Here is a 23,719-nt window from a genome sequence, read left to right on the forward strand (position 1 = left end):
AAAATAAATAACATGTTATATTTACATAAAAATCGATTCGTGAAGTCAAAATACCTACTCCCTTTTTTCTTATTCGTACAAATACTTTTCTTAAAAGTTATCGCCTTTTTTCCAGAGTGGATTGAAATCTATTACAGCAATGGATTGTACCTCTTCATTTCTAAGACAGCACGAATTTCACTTGGGTCTTTGCCTTTTTCTATTGGTGATTGTTTATATGCTATTTTAATTCTATTTGTATTAAGATGGTTTTATAAAACGAGAATGACATGGAAGCTGTATTGGAAAAAGAATGTATTGACCGTTTTGAGTTTTCTTTCTGTATTCTATTTTACATTTCATCTCTTATGGGGGCTTAACTATTACCGGGAACCCTTATTCGAAAAAATGAATATTTCACGTGATTATTCAGATGCTGACTTATTGGCTTTTACCAAAAAATTAATTTCGAAAACAAACAGCATTCAATATCAAATAACACAAAATGATAGTGTAAAAGTGACTTTTCCTTATCCGCATGATTCGCTTTTTAGCATGTATAAAAACGGTTACAAAAGTTTAGCTAAGGAGCACCCTTTTTTTAACTATGAACATAAGAGCATCAAAAAATCGTTATTTAGTCTGCCTCTCACCTACATGGGTTTTAGCGGTTACCTCAACCCTTTCACCAATGAAGCTCAGGTAAACGATCTAATGCCACTGTACAATTTACCCGTTGTAATTACGCACGAATCGGCACACCAATTAGGCTATGCGAGCGAAAGCGAATGTAACTTTATTGGATACTTGGCTTGTGTGAAAAATAATGATATTTATTTCCAATATTCTGGATATAGCTTTGCACTTCGTTACTGTTTAGGGAACTGGAACAGACGCGATGAAAAAACATTTAAAGCTTTGCTAAAAACAGTTCATCCTGGGATTTTAGAAAACTACCAAGAAAGTCAAGACTTCTGGGAAAGCTATCAAGGTCCCATAGACATTGTTTTTCACGCTTTTTATGATCAATTCTTAAAAGCAAATCAACAAACAGAAGGAATGGATAGCTATAGTAAGTTTTTAAACTTACTGATTAATTATGATTTAAAAACGTAATAAAAGTAAATCTTTAAAACCTAATACTCATCACTGGTAAACGTCACAAAACTTTTCTTTTTGAATGGTCGAATAATTAAGCGACTTTCTCTATCAAAACGAATGTAATTATACACCCAATTTAAAAATACAACAGCTTTGTTTTTAAATCCTATTAAAGACAAGAGGTGGACAAACATCCAAACAAACCAAGCAAAAATACCATCGAAATGAAATTTAGGTAAATCTACCACAGCTTTATTGCGGCCAATTGTAGCCATAGAACCTTTATCGTTATATTCAAATGCCTCCATTGGTTTTTTCGTAATATGACGCATAATATTTTCTCCTAGAACTCTTCCTTGTTGTAAGGCTGGTTGTGCCATCATGGGATGTCCTTGCGGAAAATCTGTAGTTTCCATACAGGCAATGTCACCAATTGCAAATAGGTTCTCATAACCTCTTATTTGGTTAAATTCATTCACCCTAATACGGGAAGCACGCTCCATCAATGATTCCAGTGGTAAACCTTGAACCAAGGCACCTTGAACTCCAGCAGTCCATATCACGGTGGCAGATTCAAATGTCAAGTCTGTATTTGTTGTTACTGTATGTCCATTATAATTTTTGACACGTACATTTTTCCAAATAGTAACCCCTAACTCTTTTAAAAATTTCTCTGCAGCAAGAGAAGATTTTTCACTCATAGTATTCAATATATGATCTCCACTTTGAATTAAGTTAATTTGCATTTTAGAGATATCTAAGTCGGGATAATCTTTTTGCAAGACAGCTTTTTTCATCTCTGCCAAAGCACCTGCCAACTCTACCCCCGTTGGTCCACCACCCACTAGAACAAAATTAATAAGGCAATTTCGTTCTGCCTCTACTTTGGTCAATACGGCTTGTTCAAAATTTTCTAAAACCAAACTACGTATATTAAGCGCTTGCGGAATATTCTTCATTGCCATGCTATTACGCTCCATCTCCTTATTACCAAAATAATTGGTTTTCGCTCCTGTTGCCATGACCAAATAATCAAATGACAACTCCCCTATTTCGGTAATTACTTTCTGATTTTGGGTATCTATTTCCTGAACATTTGTGAGTCTAAAATAGAAATTCTTATATTCCTGAATCACTTTTCGCAATGGATATGCTATAGAACCCGCCTCTAGACCGCCCGTTGCTACTTGGTACAGCAAGGGCTGAAAAGTATGGTAATTATTTTTATCAATTAGGACGACCTGTACCGCTTGTTTTTTTAATTTCTTGGCTAAAGCTATACCGGCAAAACCGCCACCAATAATGACAATACGGGGTAAAGTTGAATGAGGTATATTCATATATTTCTATTTTAAAACAGCATCTACTAGGTTTAAAGTAATTGTCGATTCAACCCCTTAATTTCTGAATACTGTTAGTATTATTACTTTTTTGCGATATGTAATTTAAAAATCGGACTTAAAATACGTCCGAAAGCATTCTAGATATCATATTTACGCAATTTATTTAATCGTTCTTGTTCCTCAAGATCTTCTATCGAAATAACATTTAAAAAAGATGGATGTTGCTCAATAGCATATTCCACCTTTGCAACAATGTCCTCTATCGATTCATTATCATAGTCAATTACAAGAGGTTCTTTAATTATAAAAGACTGAAGTATTCCTTTTTTCTTGATCCTCAAACCTTTTTTATCGAATGATCTCCTAAAACCATCGATCACAATTGGCACTACGATAGGTCTGTGTTCTTTTATGATATGAGCTGTCCCTTTTCGAACTGGTTTAAAAGCCTTTGTTGTACCTTGAGGAAATGTTATCACCCAGCCATCATCAAGTGCCATCTTAATGTTTTCTGTATCATCTGGATTGACATCTTTTTTCTCGCTCACATCAACGCCCTTGGCACGCCAAGTACGCTCCACAGAGATAGCACCTGCATAAGCCATCAGCCTTGGAAGTAATCCAGATTGCATTGTTTCTTTGGCAGCAACATAATATATATTTAATTTTGGTTGCCACAAATAACATACATTCTTTATACTGTCTGTTCGTCCGCTCAAACTAGCATTAAAAACATGGAACATTGCAACCACATCAGCAAAATAAGTCTGATGGTTGGATATAAATAGCACATTGGTATCGGGTAAATTTTTAATAAACTCAGAACCTTCTATCTTTAATTCATTAAAACCTCTGTAACGTCGGTGTGTAATCGCTCCGAATATGCGAATCAACCATTTTTTTATAAAAAGGATGTGTCCAAAAGGATTTCGTTTCAACAAACCCATAATTATCTTGATTTTTAAAATATTACCTCACAATGTAGTGATTTTTCATCAGCCTACCGTTATATACCGTACCATCTCAAATTACAAAATTTCAATAATATCGGCTCTTCATCTCCGTAATTTTTATAATTTGAAGATTGTATATAAACTTGATTACTTACTGACAAGCAGTTACCGTTTTTATAACTTCTTTTAATTCACTTAAAATCATTGCTGTTGCTCCCCATACAATTTGTCCATCTATTTCAAATGCAGGTACTTCAATCTCCTTGGCATACGAAGTTGTTAGTTTGACTTTGACCACGATCTCATCACTTAAAAATACAGACAGCGGCATCTCAATTACCCTTGTCACCTCGGTAGGATCTGGAACAAACGCAAGTTCTTTGTAGCTGATTCCCAAATATGGATGTACCATAAAATTACTTGGTGGGATATAAATTGGCGAAAATTTCTTTTTGATAGTGAGGAATTTGGGATCAATTCCAATCTCTTCATGAGTTTCGCGTAAGGCTGTCTGCGCAAAATCAATATCTACTTCTTCAAACTTCCCTCCCGGAAAAGCAATTTGCCCCGAATGTACGCCCTCATATACAGGGCGAACAATAAGAACTAAGTGTGTTTCATTATCTTTTGGATAAAAAAGCAAAAGTACTGCTGCCGATCTAGGTTGAAGCTTGTCAATATCAATATTCAAAAGTTCATCCATACGTTCTAAAGGAGCCATTTTGGAGTGAGCAGCAGTTGCTGGCAAACTTGTAGCAACTATATCTGGAACAATTTCTAAAAAATAGCTGAAATCCATAATCAAATCTTATTTTTGCAATTCGTAGTAACGATAAATATAGTTTAGAAAACTACAGTTCGCAAATTTTGGTTCATCAAAACGCAGATAGAAATGTACAGTAAAGTAGAGTCACAGAAAATAAAAAGAGAGTTTTGGATTAGTTTTGCCGATAAGTACCCGCGAAAATGGGTATTGTACGATACTAAAATTAAAGATTTCTCTTTTAAATTCTTTGTAGATAATAAGAAAGCACAAGTTTTAATTGATATTGAGCAGCGAAGCGCCGAGAAACGCACTGCTTTTTTTGATAAAATTGTAGCTTTAAAAAACATCTTAGAAGAAGAGTTTGTAAAAGATTTAGTTTTTGAAAAGGAATATGTTCTCGAAAGCGGAAAAACTATCAGTCGTATATGGGTTGAGATACAAGGAGTTGGTTTTAGTAATCGCCATCATTGGGACACTATTTTTGATTTCTTTTTCGAAAAAATGAATGCTTTAGAGTTATTCTACCTAGAATATGATGATTTCATCAAGGATATCGACTAACTAAATTTGATTTTCTACCTTGATCATTTATAGATTTTTTTCTAAGAATTTCGTCACTAGTAAAAAAATCATGATAAATAAGTTCTATACATTATGGACTGAAGCGAATCCTTTCTGTGTAGATCGTTTTAAGATCGAAGACATAGCATAAAGCCCTTACCAAAGTCTGGGAATCAGAACGTCTCACTCTCAAATCAAAAAATAAATACCTAAGCGTTGAAAATATTGTAAAGAATAATTCGATCACCATAATTGATATACAGTTGTTTTCGATTATTCTGATTTTTTCTAGTGATGATCGATAGCGTACAGCTTTCTCCATCAATGTTTTTACAAACAAAATTATAGACAATATCAGTTTCATTTTCTTCTATAGGTACAAAAGTGACGATATCATACACTTGTATTATGCGAGAATAAACAACAATCCTTTTTTTATTGGTATCTAAATTTACTACTAGATTTACCAGCTCCAGATTGGACCATGCACCCCATTTTCCTCTTTCATTTTTCTCTAAAACACTAACTCCAGAAGTTGTGAATTTATAGGATTGGCTATGTAAATTTTGAAATCCAAAACTTAGAAAAAACAGCAGAAAAATTAATTGAATTGGGGATTTTTTCATATTGATCTTAAAATAGTTGACGATTGTGCAACTCCAGTTGTAATAGCGAAGATATAAAAAGAGACGTTATTATATTCAATTCAAAAAATTATAGTTTTATAATTTTTCCTGACTTGGAATAGGAATCAAATTCTAATTTATAGAAGTAAGTACCCTTTGTTAGTGATAGTAAAGAGACTGATTGATCTGGAACGAGATTATGTTGCTCCAAAACTTTATTCCCTACAGCAGAATAAAAAGCGATAGATCCATCTTTCATAGTATCTGGAAACGAAATACGAACTAAACTTGTGGATGGATTTGGATACAAATTGACATCCTCGACAATCGCAAATGGATCTGGTAATTGAATTCCTAATGCCAGATTAAAATTCGGAATTCCGTATCCATATTCTGGTGTTGGAGTTGTAAATTTATCTGAAGAACCATAAATTAAATCTTTAATCTGCTGATTGGTCTTATTGGGGAATGCTTGCCAAATACAAGCCACCAAACCTGCAAAAATGGGTCCTGAAAATGAGGTCCCGCTTGCAGATATAATATTTCCGTTCTCATCTGCCAAAACATCAGATTGCCCTTGGGCCATTACATCTGGTTTTACACGACCATCAAAAGAAGGTCCAATTGAACTAAAGCTAGATCTTTCTCTTCGGGGCGTTACCGCTCCTACAGCAATTACAGAAAAAGCATCTGCAGGTGCCCCAATATGAGGTTCTTTTTCAGTCCCTTCGTTGCCAGCTGAAGCAACCACAATCATCCCTCTTGAAAAGGCAATATTAGCTCCTTTTGAAATAAATGTAGCATCCCCAGTCATGTCAGCATATGTTAAATCATAGTTAGGATTGCTGTGACCACCAAAGTACCCCAATGAAGTACTTATAATATCTACGCCAAGACTATCTGCTCTTTCTGCAGCTTCAACCCAAAGTGATTGTTCTACTGGACTTTCTTGAGTATTGTCCTCTGTTACAAAAAGGTAATACGACGCATCTGGTGCAGTACCTACCAGTGCATTTTCTTTATATCCTCCCATGCTGGATAGCACATAAGTACCATGATGATCACCAATATAATAATTATCCGTTCGTGCGACATAATTATATCCGCCTAAAATTTTGTTATTATCTCTTAATCTTTCAAAAGGTTGAGCAGTATTCACGCCCGGAAAACCTGCATCCAGAATCGCTATTATTTTTCCTGATCCTGTATAATTTTGTTCGTGCAGTACATGACCATTCAACATCTTGATTTGATTGTCTGAATTTCCGTAGGCGAAGTTTGCACTCGTGTTTTTGTATTTAGTCTCGTTTTTTAATCTTACAGATTTAGCCGTTTTTGAATTTGCCGTAGGAGTATTTAAAGATTTATTTGCAAAATACACCTCTTTTACAAAAGGTAGAATTGTTAGGGCTTTGATTTGATCAAATGATCCTTGAATATGCAAAGCATTTAACCATTTTGACTTAGCTTTAACTGTGATTCCGTCTGCTGCTTTAATCTGTTTGATAAAGTCTTGATCTATCGGAATGTCTTTATAATCGATGGCGATATTTTGATTTGTACGTCTAACAATTGCTCTTTGAGATAACATTGTTGTCGGCGCTGCAATATAAGTTAGCTCATTTGATTTCGCATTAAAATATACCCACGCATCTTCTTGAGCAAGAGCGCTTACTGAAATAAAAAGCAGCATTATAGATATAATATTTCTCAATTTGAAAAAAAATAAAGTGTACTGCCAAATATAACAAATAAACCCTAATTTTCTACTTTTTAATAAGCAATGTAAAAATAATAATATATATTTTTTAAGATACTGTAAATTTTTACGAGATTACTCCCGAACCTAACAATTCTTCACCATCATGCCATGCTACAAATTGCCCTTCAGTAATTGCAGATTGAGGTTCTTCAAAAGAAATATACATTCCGTTCTCTAGTTGATTAAGTGTCGCTTTTTGCAAAGGTTGTCTGTATCGAATGCGTGCCATTACCTCTCGAGTCTCTCCAATTTTTAACGCTAAATCTTTACGTATCCAATGCACTTCATTTTGCTCCACAAACAATGCCGATCTAAACAATCCTGGGTGTTGTGCTCCCATTCCCGTATAAATAGTATTGGTCTCCACATCGGTTGCAATAACAAACAAGGCTTCTTTGGTACCACCTACGTTCAATCCTTTGCGTTGTCCCACAGTAAAATAGTGAGCACCTTGATGTTTCCCGACAACTTTCCCCATTGCTGGATTGTAAACTAATTTATTTGAAGAAGCAATCAATGCAGCAGCATCAGTTAAACTGTGATCTTTTTCAATTGAATATATAGGATCTGCAGCATCAATTTGAATAATCAAACCTTCTTTGGGTTGCAATTTTTGCTGTAAAAACTCAGGTAGACGTACTTTTCCAATAAAACAAAGACCTTGTGAATCTTTCTTCTCTGCAGTTACCAATTCCATTTCAGATGCTATTGCTCTTACTTCTGGCTTTGTTAATTCACCAATCGGAAATAAAGATTTTGAAAGTTGCTCTTGTGACAGCTGACAAAGAAAATACGATTGATCCTTGTTATTATCTGCACCTGCCTGCAATTGATAAATAGTTTGACCGTCCTTTTCAAATTCAGATTTACGGCAGTAATGTCCTGTAGCCACATAGTCAGCCCCTAGACTTAATGCAATCTTCATAAAAACATCAAACTTTATTTCGCGATTACAAAGCACATCTGGATTTGGAGTACGTCCTTTTTCATATTCGTTGAACATATAATCAACGATCTTCTCTTTGTACTGTTCACTTAAATCAACTGTTTGAAAAGGTATCCCTAATTTCTCGGCTACTAACAATGCATCATTACTATCCTCTAACCATGGACAATCATTGGAAATAGTTACAGAGTCATCGTGCCAGTTTTTCATAAACAGACCAATAACTTCATAACCTTGCTGTTGCAAAAGGTATGCTGCAACACTTGAATCTACTCCTCCTGAAAGACCTACTACGACACTTTTCATTATTTCCTGCATTTTTTATGAGGGTGCAAAGATACGACGTTTTTAATGTTTATCTTCCTTAACTAGTGTTAATTCAACAGATGGAGGTATGATTTGATTACGTATTAAGTGCTACAATATAACATTAAGGAAATAGTCAGGATACAATTAATATAAAAATGTACGCAACCAATCTGGTATGATTGTATCTATAATTTAATAACATGTTTATCGAACTAAAAGGAACGTCAGAACTAAGCTTTGATGCATTACAAAATAAGCCTTACCAAAATAAGTAAATTATAGATATGCGAAAATAAAGAGTGCATTAAACAAATTAAATCAATACACAACTATGAAAAAAGCATTACTTATTATCGCATTGGCAGGAATTTTATTTTCATGCGTAAGCACAGAAGACACTATCTTAAGCACTACTGGAGTGTCGCTGCAGCAAAGTTCAGAAAACTGGAATGATTTAAAAAAAATAAAAGGCAATTCATACAACTACGACACAGCTACAACTTCATGGACGGGGACTAATTCTGTAACACAAATTATAGTTGTGAACGATAAAGTAACAGCTAGAAATTATGAAACATTCACTATGAATAGTCAAAACATTAAAATTATTACTAACAGTTATTTCGAAGATAAAAATAATTTAGGCAGCAATATAGAAGGTACAAAACCAGTAACAATCGAAGAAGTTTACAGCGATTGTTCTCAAAATTATTTATCTGCAAAAACAAAAGATAACATGGTAATATTTAAAACCGATTCAAACGGAATCATAAATACTTGTGGATATACTATAAAAAATTGTCAAGATGATTGTTTTGTAGGTATAAAAATCACTTCTATATTATGGAATAATTAACAACGTAATTAAAACTGAAAAAAAACTTATTATTTACTGCTATTCATTTTAGAACTTTGAGGTAAATTCATGTTGACTTCTTTACTCAATTTCCCATCGTTATAAAACTGCCAAATACCTACTTTTTTTCCATTGACATATTTCCCTTGGGATACAATTTTTCCATCAGCTTCTTTATAAGTTGCTTTACCGTTATATTGACCGGCAGTATAAAAAACCTCTTCTAGAACAACATCATTCTCAGAGTATTTTTTGTAGACACCTTCCTTAATTCCGTTTTTATAGTTGGTTTCTTCAGCAATCTTGCCGCTCAAATAAAAAACAGAACGAACACCCTCTAATTTTCCGTTTTTGTAATTTTCGGTAGTCATTACAATAGGAGATGCTTGGTGATAGTACTTCCATAATCCTTCAAACTGTTTATTTAATACCTTACCTTCACTCACCTTATTTTTTACTTGATCATAAAATATAGTATAAGCACTACCATCAACACTTGAAAATTCTCGGGTAGCAATCACTGATCCTACCTTGGTATCATCAAAAAACTTAAAAGTCCCAGTTTCTTTTCCATGTGAAAAGGTTCCTTCATACTTAGGTCTCTTCGAATCTTCATAGACTCCTTTCCATGTTCCGTCTTTTTTACCATTGGAATCTATTTTATTAAAACTTTGACCCAAAATAGAAGCGCTTAACATCAACATTATAATAATATATTTCATACCACTGTTTTTTAAATTCTAGTTTTAAAATAATATTTAGTTGTGCAAAAGTAAACTGAATTTCTTTGGAACCATAACGAGACTACTAATTATTTATTTTAACTATTGTCTGAAAATATACTTAAATCATTTAAATAGATTATACATATATTGGCAGCGGTTTTCTAAAATAAATTCCTGAATTCACATAATGTTAATCCAAAAAAAAAGAGGAGAAAATTCATTGAATTTTCTCCTCTTTACTATTTTAATTAAGTTTTATTTCTTTTTCTGTTCCGCTTTCATAGCTTCTTGTTGTGCCATCACATCTTGTAATTTTTGCTGGAACTTACTTGGCTTTTTAGGCTCTTTTTTCTTGTTTTCTTGAATCTGAGCGTGAATTTTATCTTCATCTACAATGTAGTTCTTGATTACCAATAACAATCCGATAGAGATTAAATTAGAAATGAAGTAATATAAACTCAGTCCTGATGCATAACTATTGAAGAAAAATAACATCATCAAAGGAGATACATAAATCATGATTTTCATCATTTTTGCCATATCTGGCATACCTTCTTGTTGCGGTTGTGCCATCTGCTGGTCTCCAGTTGTCAATTTCATATAAAAGAAAATAGCAATAGAAGCTAAAATCGGAAACAAACTAATATGATTCCCATATGCTGGTATGCGGAAAGGCAACTCATAGATTGAATCGAATGATGATAAATCATTTGCCCAAAGAAAAGGTTTTTGTCTCAACCCTATCGCCGAGGGAAAAAACTGAAACAAGGCATAAAATACTGGCATCTGTAACAAACCAGGAATACAACCAGCCATTGGGTTTACCCCAGCTTTGTTGTATAATTTCATGGTTTCTTGTTGCTTTTTCATTGGGTCTTTCTTAAATTTCTCACCCAATTCAGCAATCTCTGGTTTTAATACTTTCATTTTTGCTTGCGACAAAAATGATTTATAAGTCACCGGAGACATCAATAATTTAATCAAAATGGTAAACAAAATAATTGCCCATCCATGTTCCATAAAAGCACTTAAGAATCCGTATAATGGAATAAATGCATGACGGTTAATCCAACCGAAAATCCCCCATCCTAATGGTACGATCGCTTCTAAGTTTTTATCATACTGCTTTAAAAGTGTATAATCCGTTGGTCCAAAATACCAATTCATTTTTTGATCAATCTCACCATTTTTAAAAGCCAAAGGCACAGTAGCCTTAAACTGCTTCGTAAAAGTAGTATCTACCTCTTGATCATCTACTAAATTATTAGAATACAACTCTGCAGTTTCAAAAGGCTCATTACTCAATAATATAGAAGAGAAAAAATGCTGTTTGAAAGCGATATATGAAACCTTTTCTGGGTTATCTGTTTTATCATTTCCTTGTCCTAAATAATCTGTTTTACCATCTTCGTATTCAAAATACATTTCGGCATAACGATTTTCATAAGTAATACTTTTTTCATTAGCATAGGTTTTCAAGTCCCATTCTAAGTTCAACGGTTTATTGGTAATTAAAGCATTATTCAAACCTTGAGATTGAATTTCAAAATCCAACATATAATTATTTGCTTTCAATACATATTTATATTCCAAATACGCATTGTCTGCTGATTTTAAACGCATAGAAAGAATTTGATCCTCTCCATTTTTTGTTAATGTTGGTTCAAAGAATAAATCTTTAGTATTTAAAGTATGATTGTCCTTAGTAAACAATTGAATATTTAAATTCGAATTGTTATCCTTTATCAATTCTACTAGTTGACCTGAATCTTTTTTAAATCTCGTGAAATTTTTCAAAGATGCTTCAACTATATAACCCCCTTTATTAGCAATTTTTAAAGTTACCAAACTATTTTCGATAGTAGTATAAGCGGCTTTCGCAGAAGGTAAAGTTGCAGAATACGCAAAACTACCTAGTGACTTTTGTAATTTAGCTAATTGCAATGTATCCCCAGGAACTGAAGCTGCAAGTGAAATTGTTTTTGCAACTTCTTTTGCTTTACTAGCTTCTTTCGTTACCAATTCTTTCTGAGCTTTTTCTGCTTCTATTTTGGCTTCATCTGGCTTATTTTGGTACATTATCCAAATTAAAATTCCAAATATCAGTACAAAACCGATTAACGAATTGGGGTCAAATTTTTTTTCTTCCATTATGATTTATAAAAAATGTTTAAAATATAAAAATTCCGCTTCTAGAGGTAGAAGCGGAAATATTAGTAATTATTTCTTTTTTGCTTGTACAGCCGCAGCTATAAAACTTACAAAAAGTGGGTGTGGTTTTACAACTGTACTTTTGTATTCTGGGTGGTATTGAACTCCGATAAAAAATGGATGATTTTCTATTTCAACGATTTCTACCAAACCTGTATCTGGATTTACACCAGATGCCTTTAATCCTGCATCTTCTAGTGCTGTCAAATATTCGTTATTAAATTCATAACGGTGACGGTGACGTTCAGAAATAGTTGTTTGTCCGTAAATTTTGTATGCTAGCGTATTTGGCTTGATTTCACATTGCCAAGCTCCAAGACGCATCGTCCCCCCTTTTTCAGTTACCGTTTTTTGACTTTCCATCAAATTTACGACAGGATCTACTGTTTCCGGATTCATTTCGGTTGAATTGGCATCTGAAAGTCCTAACAAATTTCTTGAATATTCAATAACTGACATTTGCATCCCTAAACAAATTCCGAAAAACGGAATATTGTTTTCACGCACATAGCGCACAGCAGCAATTTTCCCTTCGATACCTCTTTCTCCAAAACCAGGAGCAACAAGTACACCATCTAAATCTTTGAATTTTTCAGCAATATTTTCTTCGTGGATATGCTCTGAGTGAATAGAAATTACATTCACTTTTGTCTCGTTTGTTGCACCTGCGTGAATAAACGCTTCCAAAATTGACTTGTAACAGTCTTGCATTTCAACATATTTACCAATCAAACCAATATTAACGGTATGCTTTGGATTTTTGATTCTTTTCAAGAAAGTATTCCATGATTTTAAATCTGGAGCAACTTTTTTTGGTAAATCTAATTTTTTCAATGCCACAATATCCAATCCTTCTTCAAGCATTAAATTTGGCACTTCATATATAGTAGAAGCATCGATAGATTGAATAACTGCTTCTCTTTTTACATTACAAAACAAAGCCAGTTTGTTACGAATTTCGTTTGAAATTTCGTGTTCTGTTCTACAAACTAAGATGTCAGCTTTAATTCCGCTTTCCATCAACGTTTTTACAGAGTGCTGTGTTGGTTTGGTTTTCAATTCCCCTGCAGCAGCCAAATAAGGAACCAAAGTCAAGTGAATAACAATTGCGTTGTTTTCTCCCATATCCCAAACCAATTGACGTACTGATTCAATATAAGGTAACGATTCAATATCACCGACAGTTCCACCAATTTCTGTAATCACGATATCATAATCACCAGATTTTCCTAGTAATTGCATTCTATCTTTGATTTCATTGGTGATATGAGGTACTACTTGCACTGTTTTACCAAGAAATTCTCCTCTTCTCTCTTTTTCAATAACTGAAAGATAAATTCTACCTGTCGTAACATTATTGGCTTGTGAAGTAGGAACATTCAAAAAACGTTCGTAGTGACCTAAATCCAAATCGGTTTCAGCTCCATCATCTGTTACATAACATTCTCCGTGCTCATAAGGATTTAGGGTCCCTGGATCCACATTCAAATAAGGATCAAACTTTTGAATTGTTGTACGGTATCCTCTGGCTTGTAACAATTTCGCTAAAGATGCTGCTATAATACCTTTTCCTAATGAAGAAGTCACACCACCGGTAACAAAAATATATTTCGTTTGATTCATTCTGTTATGATTTGTATTGAATTGTATAAAAAACGATGCAAAAATACGATTATAAATTGGGATTATACTAATTTAGAAAAGAGATAATTCGGAAAATCACCAATTATAGAGCAGATCTAATTAAGTATAAAAACCCTTATTTATTTAACTAATTACCTTGGTTTTGGATATCTTTTTTTAATATTTCGTATCAATTCCTCCAAGCCATTTAGTTTTAATTCGTAAATCAATTCGAGCTGCTGCCCTAATTCACCTTTCGGAAAACCTTTGTTGTGATACCAGACCACATAATACTCGGGTAAATCAATCAAAAAGCGACCTTCGTATTTACCAAACGGCATTTTGGTATGCGCCAGTTTAATGAGCTGTTCTTGATTTTTATCCATTTATGATTTTTGACTGCGCAACGGTGCGCAAGAGGAGGATGAGAAATTACACTTAAAATAACATCCCTAGATTAAGACCAAAACTTTTAATTAAGCATTCCAAAATCTAAATTTAGATTCATCAATTGTACTGAAACTAAAATTCAAATTCTATAAAGCGGCAATTAATAAACTTAATTATAAACGGACTAAGACGAAAATTTATTCTTCGTCTTCGTAAAATTCATCATATCGCGCTGGAATTTGAGGATCAAAAAGTGGACATTTGAACTCTTCCATCACGTTCACTAGGGAGTCCATTGTTTTTCCTTGGGTACCGTAGCAGTCAATGGAAACACTTTCGGGAGTGGTTTTAACTTGAAAAGCACCTTTCCCTTTTGGGTTTTGCCAACTATTGTCATCTACTTTTTCCCAATCAGAAAAAACAGAAGCGATGCGATTAAGAATTACTTGTATAGGTAGCACTTCTAATCCTTCGACAGCCTGATCTTCAATCAAGGCTTCATACACTAGTTGATGATTAAGATACACTTCTTCTTGATATTGCCAAAAAACGAGTTCGTACATGCTTTTTTATTTTAGTTTTTAATTGCAATTCTCCCTTAATAAAGAAGCATTACTTCAATTCATCAACTGAACCTTGGACCAGATACTATTGAAAACCCTGCTAATACCAAGGTTTATAAGTAGTAAACTATCATCTCACAAAGCGTCAGAATCAGGAAACAACTCTTAGATCAATTAATACTCGAAAGTACCGTATTCACTAGTTATTGTTAATTTCTTTTCGTCTGCTGCTTCTACTCTACCTACAATTTGAGCCTCCACATTGAATGATTTTGAAATGGCAACAATATCTTGTGCAACATCCTCAGGAACGTAAAGTTCCATACGGTGACCGCAGTTGAATACTTGGTACATTTCTTTCCAATCTGTTTTGGATTGCTCTTGAATTAATTGAAACAAAGGAGGCACTGGAAACAAATTATCCTTGATAATGTGAAGATTGTTTACAAAATGCAAAATTTTGGTTTGTGCTCCACCGCTACAGTGCACCATTCCGTGAATATCAGTAGCATTGTATTTGTCTAAAATCGTTTTGATGATTGGCGCGTAGGTACGTGTTGGCGAAAGCACCAACTGTCCTGCATCGATAGGTGAATTTTCTACCGCATCAGTTAATTTCACTTGTCCTGAGTAAATCAAATCACTAGGCACAGCAGCATCAAAACTTTCTGGGTATTTGGTTGCTAAATATTTTTCGAAAACATCGTGACGAGCAGAGGTTAAACCATTACTCCCCATTCCGCCATTATATCCTTTTTCATAAGACGCTTGACCAAAAGAAGCCAAACCAACAATAACATCACCTGCTTTTATGTTAGCATTATCGATCACTTTGTTACGTGGCATGCGCGCCGTAACGGTAGAATCGACAATGATAGTGCGTACAATATCACCCACATCGGCAGTTTCTCCACCAGTTGAATGTATGGTTACTCCAAAAGTAGCCAATTCTTTGATTAATTCTTCGGTACCATTAATGATAGCCGAAATAACGTCAGCTGGAATCAAATTTTTATTTCGACCAATAGTTGACGAAAGCAAAATATTATCGGTTGCACCAACACATAATAAATCGTCAATATTCATAATCAATGCATCTTGCGCAATCCCTTTCCATACCGATAAATCACCTGTTTCTTTCCAGTACATATAAGCCAAAGACGATTTTGTTCCAGCTCCATCTGCGTGCATGATCAAACAATATGCTTCATCCTGAGTCAAATAATCAGGTACTATTTTACAAAATGCTTGAGGAAATAATCCTTTGTCAATATTTTTTATAGCGTTATGCACATCTTCTTTGGATGCCGAAACCCCGCGAAGGGCATATCTTTTTGAAGTATCTGAACTCATGAATTGTGATTGTATAAGTGGTTTTGACCAACTAGTTTGCGTGCGCAAAGATAAAAAAAATAATAGATTTTCGATTGTACTATTGGCAAGGTTACTATCCAAGAAGCTAGATTTTTTGATTATAAGAAATATTAACAAAGTTTTTGTTTAACCTTTTCTATTAATGATTAAACATTTTGTATCTTTACTCAACAATTAAAACAGCTAGTAATCATGCCAACTAAAAATATTAAAACAGACAGAGAAACTATTATTTCAGCATATATGGAATATACGTTGGAAAATAGTAAAAAACCAGAATCCGTTTACCTATTCACTAAATCGGCATCCATTACTGAAGCTGATTTCTACAAAGAATTCGGTACACTGCAAGCAGTAGACAAAGAAATTTTTACTTTATTTTTTTTAAAGACTATTAATTTAATCAATAAAGACCCTGCTTTTGTAGCTTACGAGACTAAAAATAAATTACTAAGTTTTTATTTTACATTTTTCGAAATGCTAACAATGAATCGTTCCTACGTTTTATTGACTCTGAAAGAGCACAAAAACATGTTAAAGAATTTATCCCAATTAAGCCCACTGCGCAATGAGTTCAAGAATTTCATTGGCGAGATCATGGACGACACTTACTTGTTAAAACAAGAAAAAGTTCAGGAGATTCAACTTAAAGGTCTAAAAGAAAGTGCATGGATTCAATTCTTACTAACGCTCAAGTTTTGGATGGAAGACGAATCTGCAGCTTTTGAGAAAACAGATATATACATTGAGAAATCAGTAAAATTAAGTTTTGAACTAATTAACATCGCACCACTTGACAGTTTAATTGATTTTGGTAAATTTCTTTTTAAAGAAAAAACACAAAGAAGGTAATGAAAACAATAGATAAAATTCCAACATCAAAAATTGAGCGCGCTACTAAATTGGTCCAAACTGGTGCCAAAGTGGGTGTCAATTATATCAAATACTATGGTGAAAAAATGATCAATTCTGATCTTACCAAAGACAAATTAAACGAGAGCAATGCTGCAGACATATACGATGGCCTTAAAAATCTAAAAGGTAGCGCGCTTAAAGTAGCACAAATGTTGAGTATGGATAAGAATTTCTTACCGCAAGCTTATGTGGAGAAATTTTCATTGTCGCAATTCTCTGTGCCTCCACTTTCAGCACCATTGGTTTTGAAAACATTCAAAAATAGTTTGGGAAAAAATCCTAATGAAATTTTTGACGAGTTTAACGCTAATTCTGTTAATGCAGCAAGTATAGGTCAAGTACATCAAGCAAAAAAGGATGGTAAGAAATTAGCGGTAAAAATTCAATACCCTGGTGTTGCTAATAGTATTTCATCTGATTTGGCCATGGTAAAGCCAGTTGCTATCAGAATGTTTAATTTGCAAGGAAACGATTCTGATAAATATTTTAAGGAAGTTGAAGACAAACTTATTGAAGAGACTGATTATAATTTGGAATTAAAGCAAAGTCAGGAAATTGAACTTGCCTGTAAGCACATACCCAATTTGGTAATGCCTCAATATTATCCGGAGTATTCATCAGACAAAATATTGACTATGGACTGGATGGATGGCGTACATCTCTCTGAGTTTAAAAATAATGACCCAGTTATCGCCAATAAAATAGGTCAAGCACTATGGGATTTCTACATGTTTCAAATTCATAATTTAAGAAAAGTACACGCAGATCCACATCCCGGTAATTTTATGATTGATTCTCAAAACCGATTGATAGCAATTGATTTTGGATGTATGAAAATCATCCCTGAATCATTCTACATTCCCTATTTTGAATTAGTAGACCCAAATGTGATTAATGACCCAGTTGCTTTTGAAGAAAAATTATTATTGTTAGAAATTATAAAAAAGGATGATAATGAGAAAGAAAAAGCTTATTTCACAAAAATGTTTTATGACTTGCTGACCTTATTTACTCAGCCATTTCAATCAGAAACATTCGACTTTTCTGATGCTATTTTCTTTGATCAAATCGCACAATTAGGAGAGCGCTTTGCCAAGGATACAGAGTTAAAGAAAATGAATGGTAGTAGAGGATCAAAACATTTTATTTATATGAACAGAACCTTCTTTGGTCTCTACAATTTACTTTTTGACCTAAAGTCGACAATTATTGTCAATCAATATAATAATTTGAAACCATGAAAACTATCTTAAGTACTATCGAAAGTGATCGCATTATCGAAATGGCTTGGGAAGATCGCACCACATTTGACGCTATTTTTATGCAATTTGACCTAACTGAAAAAGAAGTTATAGAACATATGCGTCTGGAATTGAAGCCATCAAGTTTCAAACGTTGGCGCGCACGAGTACAAGGAAGGAAAACCAAGCACGCTAAGTTGAGAACATTTATAGAAGGGCGCTTTAAGTGCAGTAGACAAAGGCAAATAACTCAAAACAAAATATCAAAAAGATGAAAAATATATTAATAGTTGGTGGTAGTAAAGGAATTGGAAATGCTATTTTATTACAACAATTAGAGAACAATAAAATAATAAATATAAGTAGAACAGCTCCAGAAATCACTCACGATAACTTAACACATTTTTCTGTTGATATAAGCAAAGAAGAATTACCAGAACTCGAAAGTTTGGACAGTATTGTTTATTGTCCTGGTACGATTAATTTAAAACCAATCACGGGTTTAAGTTTAGATGATTTTAGACATGATTTTGAGGTGAATGTTATTGGGGCAATTAAAACGATACAAAAGTATTTACCCTTACTTAAAAAAGGCGATAAACCAGCTATTGTATTGTTTAGTACTGTGGCGGTCAAATTAGGAATGCCTTATCATTCTAGTGTTGCCGCATCAAAGGCAGCGATTGAGGGTTTAGTAAAATCATTAGGTGCTGAACTTGCTCCCACAATTAGGGTAAACGCTATTGCGCCAACTATTACAGACACTACATTGGCGGCAAATATTTTACGAAATGATCGCATGAAAGAAAATATGGTAGAAAGACATCCTATGAAAGGTTATCTTAATAGTGAAGAAGTAGCATCAATGGCGGCCTTCTTACTGTCTGAGCAATCCAAATCAATGTCTGGACAAATTATACCCATGGATTACGGAATAGTTTCTTTTAAGATATAACTTTAAAGGAAGTTCGATAACTTTCTCAAGTCATACATTCCAGAGCAAATTAAAAACCACAATTAAGTCAATGAAAAATGCTTGTCCAGACTGACAAGCATTTTTTTTTTAAGAAAAGTTATAAATTTAAATATTATTTGGCTGCTAATAACTGTTTTGTCGTTTTAACAATATTATCAGAGAGGTTTGTTAACCATATTAACTGCTCAATCACTAATTGTACCTCTTGCATTTTATGTTTAAAATCAAGTTCACTCATGTTTGAGCCTTGATTTAATTCTTTAGCTCGAATATTTCTTAACTCTGCAAAATTTCGAGATAATTCTGCTGGTGCTATTGCCTCTGGAACTTCGGAGTTATTTTGATGTAATAAAGAAATAGCGTAATCTAATTTTTTTGTAATTTGATCTATGGCATCGTTAAATACATCAGATGCTTCAGTTGTTTTGTTAGACTGAGTATAAGTTCCTAATGAAGCTGCAGAAGAGAGTAAAGCATTATTCAAAACCGTTAGTTTATAAAAAATTTGTAAGTTGTTCTGCTTTGATTTTGGTTCTTGAATCATTCTTTGAAAAGAAGCCATCAAATTTCCAACACCTATAAACGCTTGGTTTCTAGCTAGACGATAGGATGTTGAAACTTCTTTTTTGCTATTATACAAAGCTGAAAATTCCTTTAAATAATTGCGGTTGGCCTCCAATGATTTTTCAAGATAATCTGGTGTATTCAAAAACTCCCAACTTGGCCACAAAAAATAATTTGCCAAAATAGCCAAGGTCGCTCCCACTATTGTATCCAAAATGCGGTACTGAATTAAATTCTCTACATCTGGAGACAAAATAGAAAATATAAAAATCACATACATAGTGATAAAAGTCGTTCCTACTCTATAGTTGGTAGGATTAAAAGAATACCCTAACAACATGCAAACAATTGTCAAACAACCCAATATTGTCGTATTTGGGGTAAGAAAAAGTATCGAAAAAGCAATTACTCCACCTATTGCAGTTCCTAGAAAACGATTATAAGTACGCTCTTTGGTCAACCCATATCCTGGTCGCATAATTACAACGATAGTAAGTAATATCCAATACACATTTTGGAAGGGTAATATTTTTCCAATCAAAAAACCAACCATGATTGTTATAGTGATGCGTAATGAATGTCTAAATATAGTCGATGAAAATCTAAAGTTTTCAACCAATGTATTGATAGGATAATAATGATGTTGAATTAATTTTTCTAAATCTTTATCCCTACCTTTTAGATCTTTAATATTTACTGTACTCGTAAAAGCACGTTCCAAAATTTTAATTTTTTCTACCTGTTTCTCAGCATAATGAAGCATTGTAGCAAGCATCAAAGCACCTTCGATAGAATTTATTGCACCCAATTCTGCTTTGTACGTTTCAATAGCTGTTTCAAGCTCTTGCAAATTATCTATTAAACTATGTTCTGACTGATAGCTCTTTTTGTCCAATATACTTTTGGAAAGGTCTTTTAATGTCTTGGATAATTTGTATGCCAAATTTTGATACGTAAGAAGTACCACCGGATGATCATCAAATTTTTGATGCAGTTTATTATGGTCGAATGAGGTAGAAATTGCCAACTCCATTATTTCGACCAATGACATAAAAGACAATAACATTTTTCTATTCTGATTTGAAGAACCATAATTTGTTCTATTTCGAACCAAAATCTCTCTTATATTTTCATGAATAGAGTTAAGTTCTACTTGCAAATGCAGTTGTTTCTTGGTAATTTCTTTTCGATCAGAATTGATTTTCCACAAATCTCCTCTCAATTTCAAATACTTAGAGGTCAACTTAATACACTCTGCTATTTGTAGCTCCACATATCGATTTGGCTTTATGTAGTAGAATAAAATGGATATTAAGAGATAGAATAATCCACCAATCAGCAACAGTCCAGAGTGCCTGTAAATCGCCATTCCTGTGTTGATATGTGCGAAAGATAATGATACGGCTACCAAAGAAGAAAACGCAACCATGGTGGCGCGCTGGTCATAGGCGGCAAACATAGAAACGGTAAATAATATTAGAACCAACGTAGGATAAAATATCCACGGAAATGGATAGGATAAATTAATCAATAAGGTTATTCCTGATATAATTAATATAGATACAATAAGACCGTTGATTTTGTGTTTTAATATGCTAGGAACGTCGCTTGGAAATACAAAAAAGGCACCAAGAGCAATTGTAATACCTGTTCTAATATCCCCTAGATACGAAAATAATAAAGCAGGTAAAACACCTGCAATAGTAATCTTTAACGCATTTGTAAATTCGGTACTCTCTGTAAATTTTTGGATATTTGTAATCATAAAATATAGTTCCATACAAAAGTATGAATTGTAAAAGAGATTTCTCAAACAAATCTTTACAGAAATTAGATAATAACGTTAAAAATAATCATTTGTATCGATGAGTTTAGTCCTTGTCCATTTTTTTACTATTTTTGCCTTTCGTGCCAAAATTTAGAAATAGAAATTCTAAATAGATTGATGAATACTAAACAAAAAACAATGATTTTACCAATTATAGGATACGGAGATCCAGTATTACGCAAAGTTGGAGTTGATATAACTCCTGAGCATCCTAATCTGAAAGAAACTATAGCAAACATGTATGAAACGATGTATAATGCATCTGGAGTAGGACTTGCTGCACCACAAGTAGCCTTGCCATTGCGTATGTTCGTTATAGATACAACACCATTTAGCGATGATGAAGATTTGGAAGAAACCGAGCAAAAGAAAATGAGCGGTTTTAAAAAAACTTTTATTAACGCAAAAATGATTGCTGAAGAAGGTGAAGAATGGGTATTTAATGAAGGTTGTTTAAGTATCCCAGATGTACGTGAGGATGTTTACAGAAAGGAAAGAATTACAATTGAATACTGCGAAGAGGATTTTGTCATGAAAACGGAAGTTTTTGATGGTTTGATTGCAAGAGTAATTCAACACGAGTACGATCATATTGAAGGAGTTTTATTTACAGATAAAATATCATCTCTTAAGAAACGTATGATTCAGAAAAAATTAAAAAATATAATGGAGGGAAAAACTTTTCAAGATTATCGAATGAGATTTTTTGGTAAAAAAGGAAGGTAGATTTCAGTTCTGACAATACAAAAAGAATAAAATAAAAAGTAAAAAATATCAAAATGAATTTAGAAAAAATTTTATCTATTTCTGGTAAGCCAGGTTTATATGTTTTAAGAGTACAAACACGCACAGGTTTTGTAGCTGAATCATTATCTGATGGTAAAAAAATCACAGTCAATCTAAAAAGTAATGTAAGTTTATTATCTGAAATTTCAATTTACACTTACGATGGAGAAAAGCCTTTGACTGAAATTATGAACAGCATTGCTGCAAAACACAATTATGAAAAAGCAATCTCTCACAAAGAAGATAACGAAACCTTATTAGCTTACTTAAGAGAAGTTCTTCCTGATTATGATGAAGATAGAGTATACGCTTCTGATGTGAAGAAAATTTTAAACTGGTACAATACTTTACAAGCAAAAGGATTGGCAGTTGAAACTCCTGCTGAAGAAAAAGTAGAAGATGTTGCCGAAACAGAAGTAAAAGAGTAATTACTTCAATTACATAAATAAATCCTGCAATCTCACTATGAGATTGCAGGATTTCTTATTTTTACAAACGAATTTCCTAATAACTACTTATTAAAATACAATTCTGATGAATTCAAGAGAAAACCAGTTAAAAGCTTTTAACAGATTACTAACGATAATGGATGAGTTACGTGAGCAATGTCCTTGGGACAGAAAGCAAACTATGCAAACGTTACGACATTTGACTATTGAGGAAACTTATGAATTGGGTGATGCTATTTTGGATAACGATTTAAACGAGGTTAAAAAAGAGCTCGGTGATGTACTATTACACATTGTTTTTTATGCTAAAATTGGAAGTGAAACAAATAATTTTGACATTGCTGATGTGTGTAACGAAATATGTGATAAATTAATTCATCGTCATCCTCATATTTATAGCGATACAGTTGTGAAAAATGAAGAAGAAGTAAAACAGAATTGGGAAAAATTAAAATTAAAAGAAGGTCGAAAGTCTGTCTTAGAAGGTGTTCCTAAAAGTCTACCTGCCTTGGTAAAAGCTGGAAGAATTCAAGACAAAGTAAAAGCGGTTGGTTTTGACTGGGACGAAGCGCATCAAGTTTGGGATAAAGTAAAAGAAGAACTAGAAGAATTACAAGTAGAAGTAAAAGCAGGAGACCAAGACAAAATACAGGACGAATTTGGTGATGTGCTGTTCTCAATGATCAACTATGCGCGCTTTCTAAATATCAATCCTGAAGATGCATTAGAGCGTACAAATAAGAAATTCATTAAGCGTTTTCAATACTTAGAAAGTAAAGCTGGTGAACTAGGAAAACCATTAATGGATATGACATTGGCCGAAATGGATGTTTTTTGGAACGAGGCCAAAAAATTATAATATTAAAATAGAA

Annotated in this window: 23 protein-coding genes; 10 read left to right on the forward strand and 13 right to left on the reverse strand. The window is 33.4% G+C overall.

Annotation, left to right across the window (positions count from 1 at the left end):
• Positions 1 to 12 precede the first annotated feature (12 nt).
• The gene (locus LXH21_RS01090) at positions 13 to 1,095 is read left to right on the forward strand and encodes a DUF3810 domain-containing protein (protein ID WP_239861972.1); all 1,083 of its coding nucleotides are present in this window, start codon (positions 13 to 15) and stop codon (positions 1,093 to 1,095) included.
• Between the two features lie 20 nt (positions 1,096 to 1,115).
• Here the strand turns inward: LXH21_RS01090 and LXH21_RS01095 are convergent, their stop codons facing one another.
• The 3 genes from LXH21_RS01095 to LXH21_RS01105 all read right to left on the reverse strand — a co-directional run bounded on the left by LXH21_RS01095 (position 1,116) and on the right by LXH21_RS01105 (position 4,175).
• On the reverse strand, positions 1,116 to 2,420 hold the full coding sequence (locus LXH21_RS01095) for an NAD(P)/FAD-dependent oxidoreductase (protein WP_239861974.1): 1,305 nt from the start codon (positions 2,418 to 2,420) through the stop codon (positions 1,116 to 1,118).
• Between the two features lie 140 nt (positions 2,421 to 2,560).
• Positions 2,561 to 3,370 (reverse strand): lysophospholipid acyltransferase family protein, encoded by an 810-nt coding sequence (locus tag LXH21_RS01100; protein ID WP_239861976.1) that lies wholly within the window; start codon positions 3,368 to 3,370, stop codon positions 2,561 to 2,563.
• 157 nt (positions 3,371 to 3,527) lie between these two features.
• The gene (locus tag LXH21_RS01105; protein WP_239861977.1) at positions 3,528 to 4,175 is read right to left on the reverse strand and encodes an NUDIX hydrolase; all 648 of its coding nucleotides are present in this window, start codon (positions 4,173 to 4,175) and stop codon (positions 3,528 to 3,530) included.
• 93 nt (positions 4,176 to 4,268) lie between these two features.
• Here LXH21_RS01105 and LXH21_RS01110 point away from each other — a divergent pair, with 93 nt between their 5' ends.
• Positions 4,269 to 4,703: a DUF4268 domain-containing protein gene (locus LXH21_RS01110; RefSeq protein WP_239861979.1), complete on the forward strand. Its 435-nt coding sequence runs from the start codon at positions 4,269 to 4,271 to the stop codon at positions 4,701 to 4,703.
• A gap of 209 nt (positions 4,704 to 4,912) precedes the next feature.
• Here the strand turns inward: LXH21_RS01110 and LXH21_RS01115 are convergent, their stop codons facing one another.
• The 3 genes from LXH21_RS01115 to mnmA all read right to left on the reverse strand — a co-directional run bounded on the left by LXH21_RS01115 (position 4,913) and on the right by mnmA (position 8,343).
• Positions 4,913 to 5,329, reverse strand: a complete 417-nt coding sequence (locus tag LXH21_RS01115; protein WP_239861980.1) for a hypothetical protein — start codon at positions 5,327 to 5,329, stop codon at positions 4,913 to 4,915.
• Positions 5,330 to 5,417: 88 nt separating this feature from the next.
• Positions 5,418 to 7,043, reverse strand: a complete 1,626-nt coding sequence (locus LXH21_RS01120; protein ID WP_317208775.1) for a S8 family serine peptidase — start codon at positions 7,041 to 7,043, stop codon at positions 5,418 to 5,420.
• A 112-nt stretch (positions 7,044 to 7,155) separates the two neighbouring features.
• Positions 7,156 to 8,343 carry a tRNA 2-thiouridine(34) synthase MnmA gene (gene mnmA, locus LXH21_RS01125; RefSeq protein ID WP_239861981.1) on the reverse strand — a complete coding sequence of 396 codons (1,188 nt, stop codon included), beginning with the start codon at positions 8,341 to 8,343 and terminating at the stop codon, positions 7,156 to 7,158.
• A gap of 334 nt (positions 8,344 to 8,677) precedes the next feature.
• Here mnmA and LXH21_RS01130 point away from each other — a divergent pair, with 334 nt between their 5' ends.
• On the forward strand, positions 8,678 to 9,202 hold the full coding sequence (locus LXH21_RS01130) for a hypothetical protein (RefSeq protein ID WP_239861982.1): 525 nt from the start codon (positions 8,678 to 8,680) through the stop codon (positions 9,200 to 9,202).
• Between the two features lie 29 nt (positions 9,203 to 9,231).
• On the opposite strand, the gene LXH21_RS01135 is transcribed toward LXH21_RS01130, so the two are convergent.
• The 6 genes from LXH21_RS01135 to LXH21_RS01160 form a co-directional block, all read right to left on the reverse strand.
• Complete coding sequence (locus LXH21_RS01135) at positions 9,232 to 9,924, reverse strand: toxin-antitoxin system YwqK family antitoxin (RefSeq protein WP_239861983.1); 693 nt, start codon at positions 9,922 to 9,924, stop codon at positions 9,232 to 9,234.
• A 258-nt stretch (positions 9,925 to 10,182) separates the two neighbouring features.
• Complete coding sequence (yidC, locus tag LXH21_RS01140) at positions 10,183 to 12,078, reverse strand: membrane protein insertase YidC (RefSeq protein WP_239861985.1); 1,896 nt, start codon at positions 12,076 to 12,078, stop codon at positions 10,183 to 10,185.
• A 69-nt stretch (positions 12,079 to 12,147) separates the two neighbouring features.
• Entirely contained in the window at positions 12,148 to 13,761 is a 1,614-nt protein-coding gene (locus tag LXH21_RS01145) for a CTP synthase (RefSeq protein ID WP_239861987.1), read from the reverse strand.
• A 152-nt stretch (positions 13,762 to 13,913) separates the two neighbouring features.
• Positions 13,914 to 14,147 carry a DUF3820 family protein gene (locus LXH21_RS01150; RefSeq protein WP_239861989.1) on the reverse strand — a complete coding sequence of 78 codons (234 nt, stop codon included), beginning with the start codon at positions 14,145 to 14,147 and terminating at the stop codon, positions 13,914 to 13,916.
• A gap of 201 nt (positions 14,148 to 14,348) precedes the next feature.
• Positions 14,349 to 14,714, reverse strand: coding sequence for a hypothetical protein (locus LXH21_RS01155; RefSeq protein WP_239861991.1), 366 nt, complete (start codon positions 14,712 to 14,714; stop codon positions 14,349 to 14,351).
• A 174-nt stretch (positions 14,715 to 14,888) separates the two neighbouring features.
• Positions 14,889 to 16,067 carry an AIR synthase related protein gene (locus tag LXH21_RS01160; RefSeq protein WP_239863636.1) on the reverse strand — a complete coding sequence of 393 codons (1,179 nt, stop codon included), beginning with the start codon at positions 16,065 to 16,067 and terminating at the stop codon, positions 14,889 to 14,891.
• 213 nt (positions 16,068 to 16,280) lie between these two features.
• On the opposite strand from LXH21_RS01160, the gene LXH21_RS01165 reads away from it, so the two are divergent.
• From LXH21_RS01165 to LXH21_RS01180, 4 genes are read left to right on the forward strand one after another with little or no spacing between them, the layout of a single operon-like run.
• The gene (locus LXH21_RS01165) at positions 16,281 to 16,940 is read left to right on the forward strand and encodes a TetR family transcriptional regulator C-terminal domain-containing protein (protein ID WP_239861993.1); all 660 of its coding nucleotides are present in this window, start codon (positions 16,281 to 16,283) and stop codon (positions 16,938 to 16,940) included.
• A complete protein-coding gene (locus LXH21_RS01170) occupies positions 16,940 to 18,244 on the forward strand; it encodes an ABC1 kinase family protein (RefSeq protein WP_239861995.1) in 1,305 nt (434 codons plus the stop codon). Before LXH21_RS01165 ends, LXH21_RS01170 begins: the two co-directional genes overlap by 1 nt.
• Positions 18,241 to 18,519 (forward strand): TIGR03643 family protein, encoded by a 279-nt coding sequence (locus tag LXH21_RS01175; protein ID WP_239861997.1) that lies wholly within the window; start codon positions 18,241 to 18,243, stop codon positions 18,517 to 18,519. The genes LXH21_RS01170 and LXH21_RS01175 overlap by 4 nt, the downstream gene beginning before the upstream one ends.
• Positions 18,516 to 19,199 (forward strand): SDR family NAD(P)-dependent oxidoreductase, encoded by a 684-nt coding sequence (locus tag LXH21_RS01180; protein WP_239861999.1) that lies wholly within the window; start codon positions 18,516 to 18,518, stop codon positions 19,197 to 19,199. The genes LXH21_RS01175 and LXH21_RS01180 overlap by 4 nt, the downstream gene beginning before the upstream one ends.
• Positions 19,200 to 19,332: 133 nt before the next feature.
• Here the strand turns inward: LXH21_RS01180 and LXH21_RS01185 are convergent, their stop codons facing one another.
• A complete protein-coding gene (locus tag LXH21_RS01185) occupies positions 19,333 to 21,564 on the reverse strand; it encodes an FUSC family protein (protein WP_239862001.1) in 2,232 nt (743 codons plus the stop codon).
• A gap of 186 nt (positions 21,565 to 21,750) precedes the next feature.
• Between LXH21_RS01185 and def the strand changes: the two genes are divergently transcribed.
• The 3 genes from def to mazG all read left to right on the forward strand — a co-directional run bounded on the left by def (position 21,751) and on the right by mazG (position 23,706).
• Positions 21,751 to 22,338 (forward strand): peptide deformylase, encoded by a 588-nt coding sequence (gene def, locus LXH21_RS01190; protein WP_239863638.1) that lies wholly within the window; start codon positions 21,751 to 21,753, stop codon positions 22,336 to 22,338.
• A gap of 53 nt (positions 22,339 to 22,391) precedes the next feature.
• Positions 22,392 to 22,826 (forward strand): DUF5606 family protein, encoded by a 435-nt coding sequence (locus LXH21_RS01195; RefSeq protein ID WP_239862002.1) that lies wholly within the window; start codon positions 22,392 to 22,394, stop codon positions 22,824 to 22,826.
• Between the two features lie 106 nt (positions 22,827 to 22,932).
• Positions 22,933 to 23,706: a nucleoside triphosphate pyrophosphohydrolase gene (gene mazG, locus LXH21_RS01200; RefSeq protein ID WP_239862004.1), complete on the forward strand. Its 774-nt coding sequence runs from the start codon at positions 22,933 to 22,935 to the stop codon at positions 23,704 to 23,706.
• Positions 23,707 to 23,719: the final 13 nt, after the last annotated feature.

Source organism: Flavobacterium algicola (genome assembly GCF_022399565.1).
GTDB classification, from domain to species: domain Bacteria; phylum Bacteroidota; class Bacteroidia; order Flavobacteriales; family Flavobacteriaceae; genus Flavobacterium; species Flavobacterium algicola.

Coding starts and splice junctions, on each gene's coding strand:
- def (WP_239863638.1), top strand. CDS start 21,751: ATGATTTTACCAATTATAGGATACGGAGATCCAGTATTACGCAAAGTT.
- LXH21_RS01160 (WP_239863636.1), bottom strand. CDS start 16,067: ATGAGTTCAGATACTTCAAAAAGATATGCCCTTCGCGGGGTTTCGGCA.
- LXH21_RS01155 (WP_239861991.1), bottom strand. CDS start 14,714: ATGTACGAACTCGTTTTTTGGCAATATCAAGAAGAAGTGTATCTTAAT.
- LXH21_RS01165 (WP_239861993.1), top strand. CDS start 16,281: ATGCCAACTAAAAATATTAAAACAGACAGAGAAACTATTATTTCAGCA.
- LXH21_RS01115 (WP_239861980.1), bottom strand. CDS start 5,329: ATGAAAAAATCCCCAATTCAATTAATTTTTCTGCTGTTTTTTCTAAGT.
- LXH21_RS01110 (WP_239861979.1), top strand. CDS start 4,269: ATGTACAGTAAAGTAGAGTCACAGAAAATAAAAAGAGAGTTTTGGATT.
- LXH21_RS01185 (WP_239862001.1), bottom strand. CDS start 21,564: ATGGAACTATATTTTATGATTACAAATATCCAAAAATTTACAGAGAGT.
- LXH21_RS01135 (WP_239861983.1), bottom strand. CDS start 9,924: ATGAAATATATTATTATAATGTTGATGTTAAGCGCTTCTATTTTGGGT.
- LXH21_RS01175 (WP_239861997.1), top strand. CDS start 18,241: ATGAAAACTATCTTAAGTACTATCGAAAGTGATCGCATTATCGAAATG.
- LXH21_RS01090 (WP_239861972.1), top strand. CDS start 13: ATGTTATATTTACATAAAAATCGATTCGTGAAGTCAAAATACCTACTC.
- LXH21_RS01170 (WP_239861995.1), top strand. CDS start 16,940: ATGAAAACAATAGATAAAATTCCAACATCAAAAATTGAGCGCGCTACT.
- LXH21_RS01105 (WP_239861977.1), bottom strand. CDS start 4,175: ATGGATTTCAGCTATTTTTTAGAAATTGTTCCAGATATAGTTGCTACA.
- LXH21_RS01095 (WP_239861974.1), bottom strand. CDS start 2,420: ATGAATATACCTCATTCAACTTTACCCCGTATTGTCATTATTGGTGGC.
- yidC (WP_239861985.1), bottom strand. CDS start 12,078: ATGGAAGAAAAAAAATTTGACCCCAATTCGTTAATCGGTTTTGTACTG.
- LXH21_RS01130 (WP_239861982.1), top strand. CDS start 8,678: ATGAAAAAAGCATTACTTATTATCGCATTGGCAGGAATTTTATTTTCA.
- LXH21_RS01195 (WP_239862002.1), top strand. CDS start 22,392: ATGAATTTAGAAAAAATTTTATCTATTTCTGGTAAGCCAGGTTTATAT.
- mnmA (WP_239861981.1), bottom strand. CDS start 8,343: ATGAAAAGTGTCGTAGTAGGTCTTTCAGGAGGAGTAGATTCAAGTGTT.
- LXH21_RS01145 (WP_239861987.1), bottom strand. CDS start 13,761: ATGAATCAAACGAAATATATTTTTGTTACCGGTGGTGTGACTTCTTCA.
- LXH21_RS01180 (WP_239861999.1), top strand. CDS start 18,516: ATGAAAAATATATTAATAGTTGGTGGTAGTAAAGGAATTGGAAATGCT.
- mazG (WP_239862004.1), top strand. CDS start 22,933: ATGAATTCAAGAGAAAACCAGTTAAAAGCTTTTAACAGATTACTAACG.
- LXH21_RS01100 (WP_239861976.1), bottom strand. CDS start 3,370: ATGGGTTTGTTGAAACGAAATCCTTTTGGACACATCCTTTTTATAAAA.
- LXH21_RS01150 (WP_239861989.1), bottom strand. CDS start 14,147: ATGGATAAAAATCAAGAACAGCTCATTAAACTGGCGCATACCAAAATG.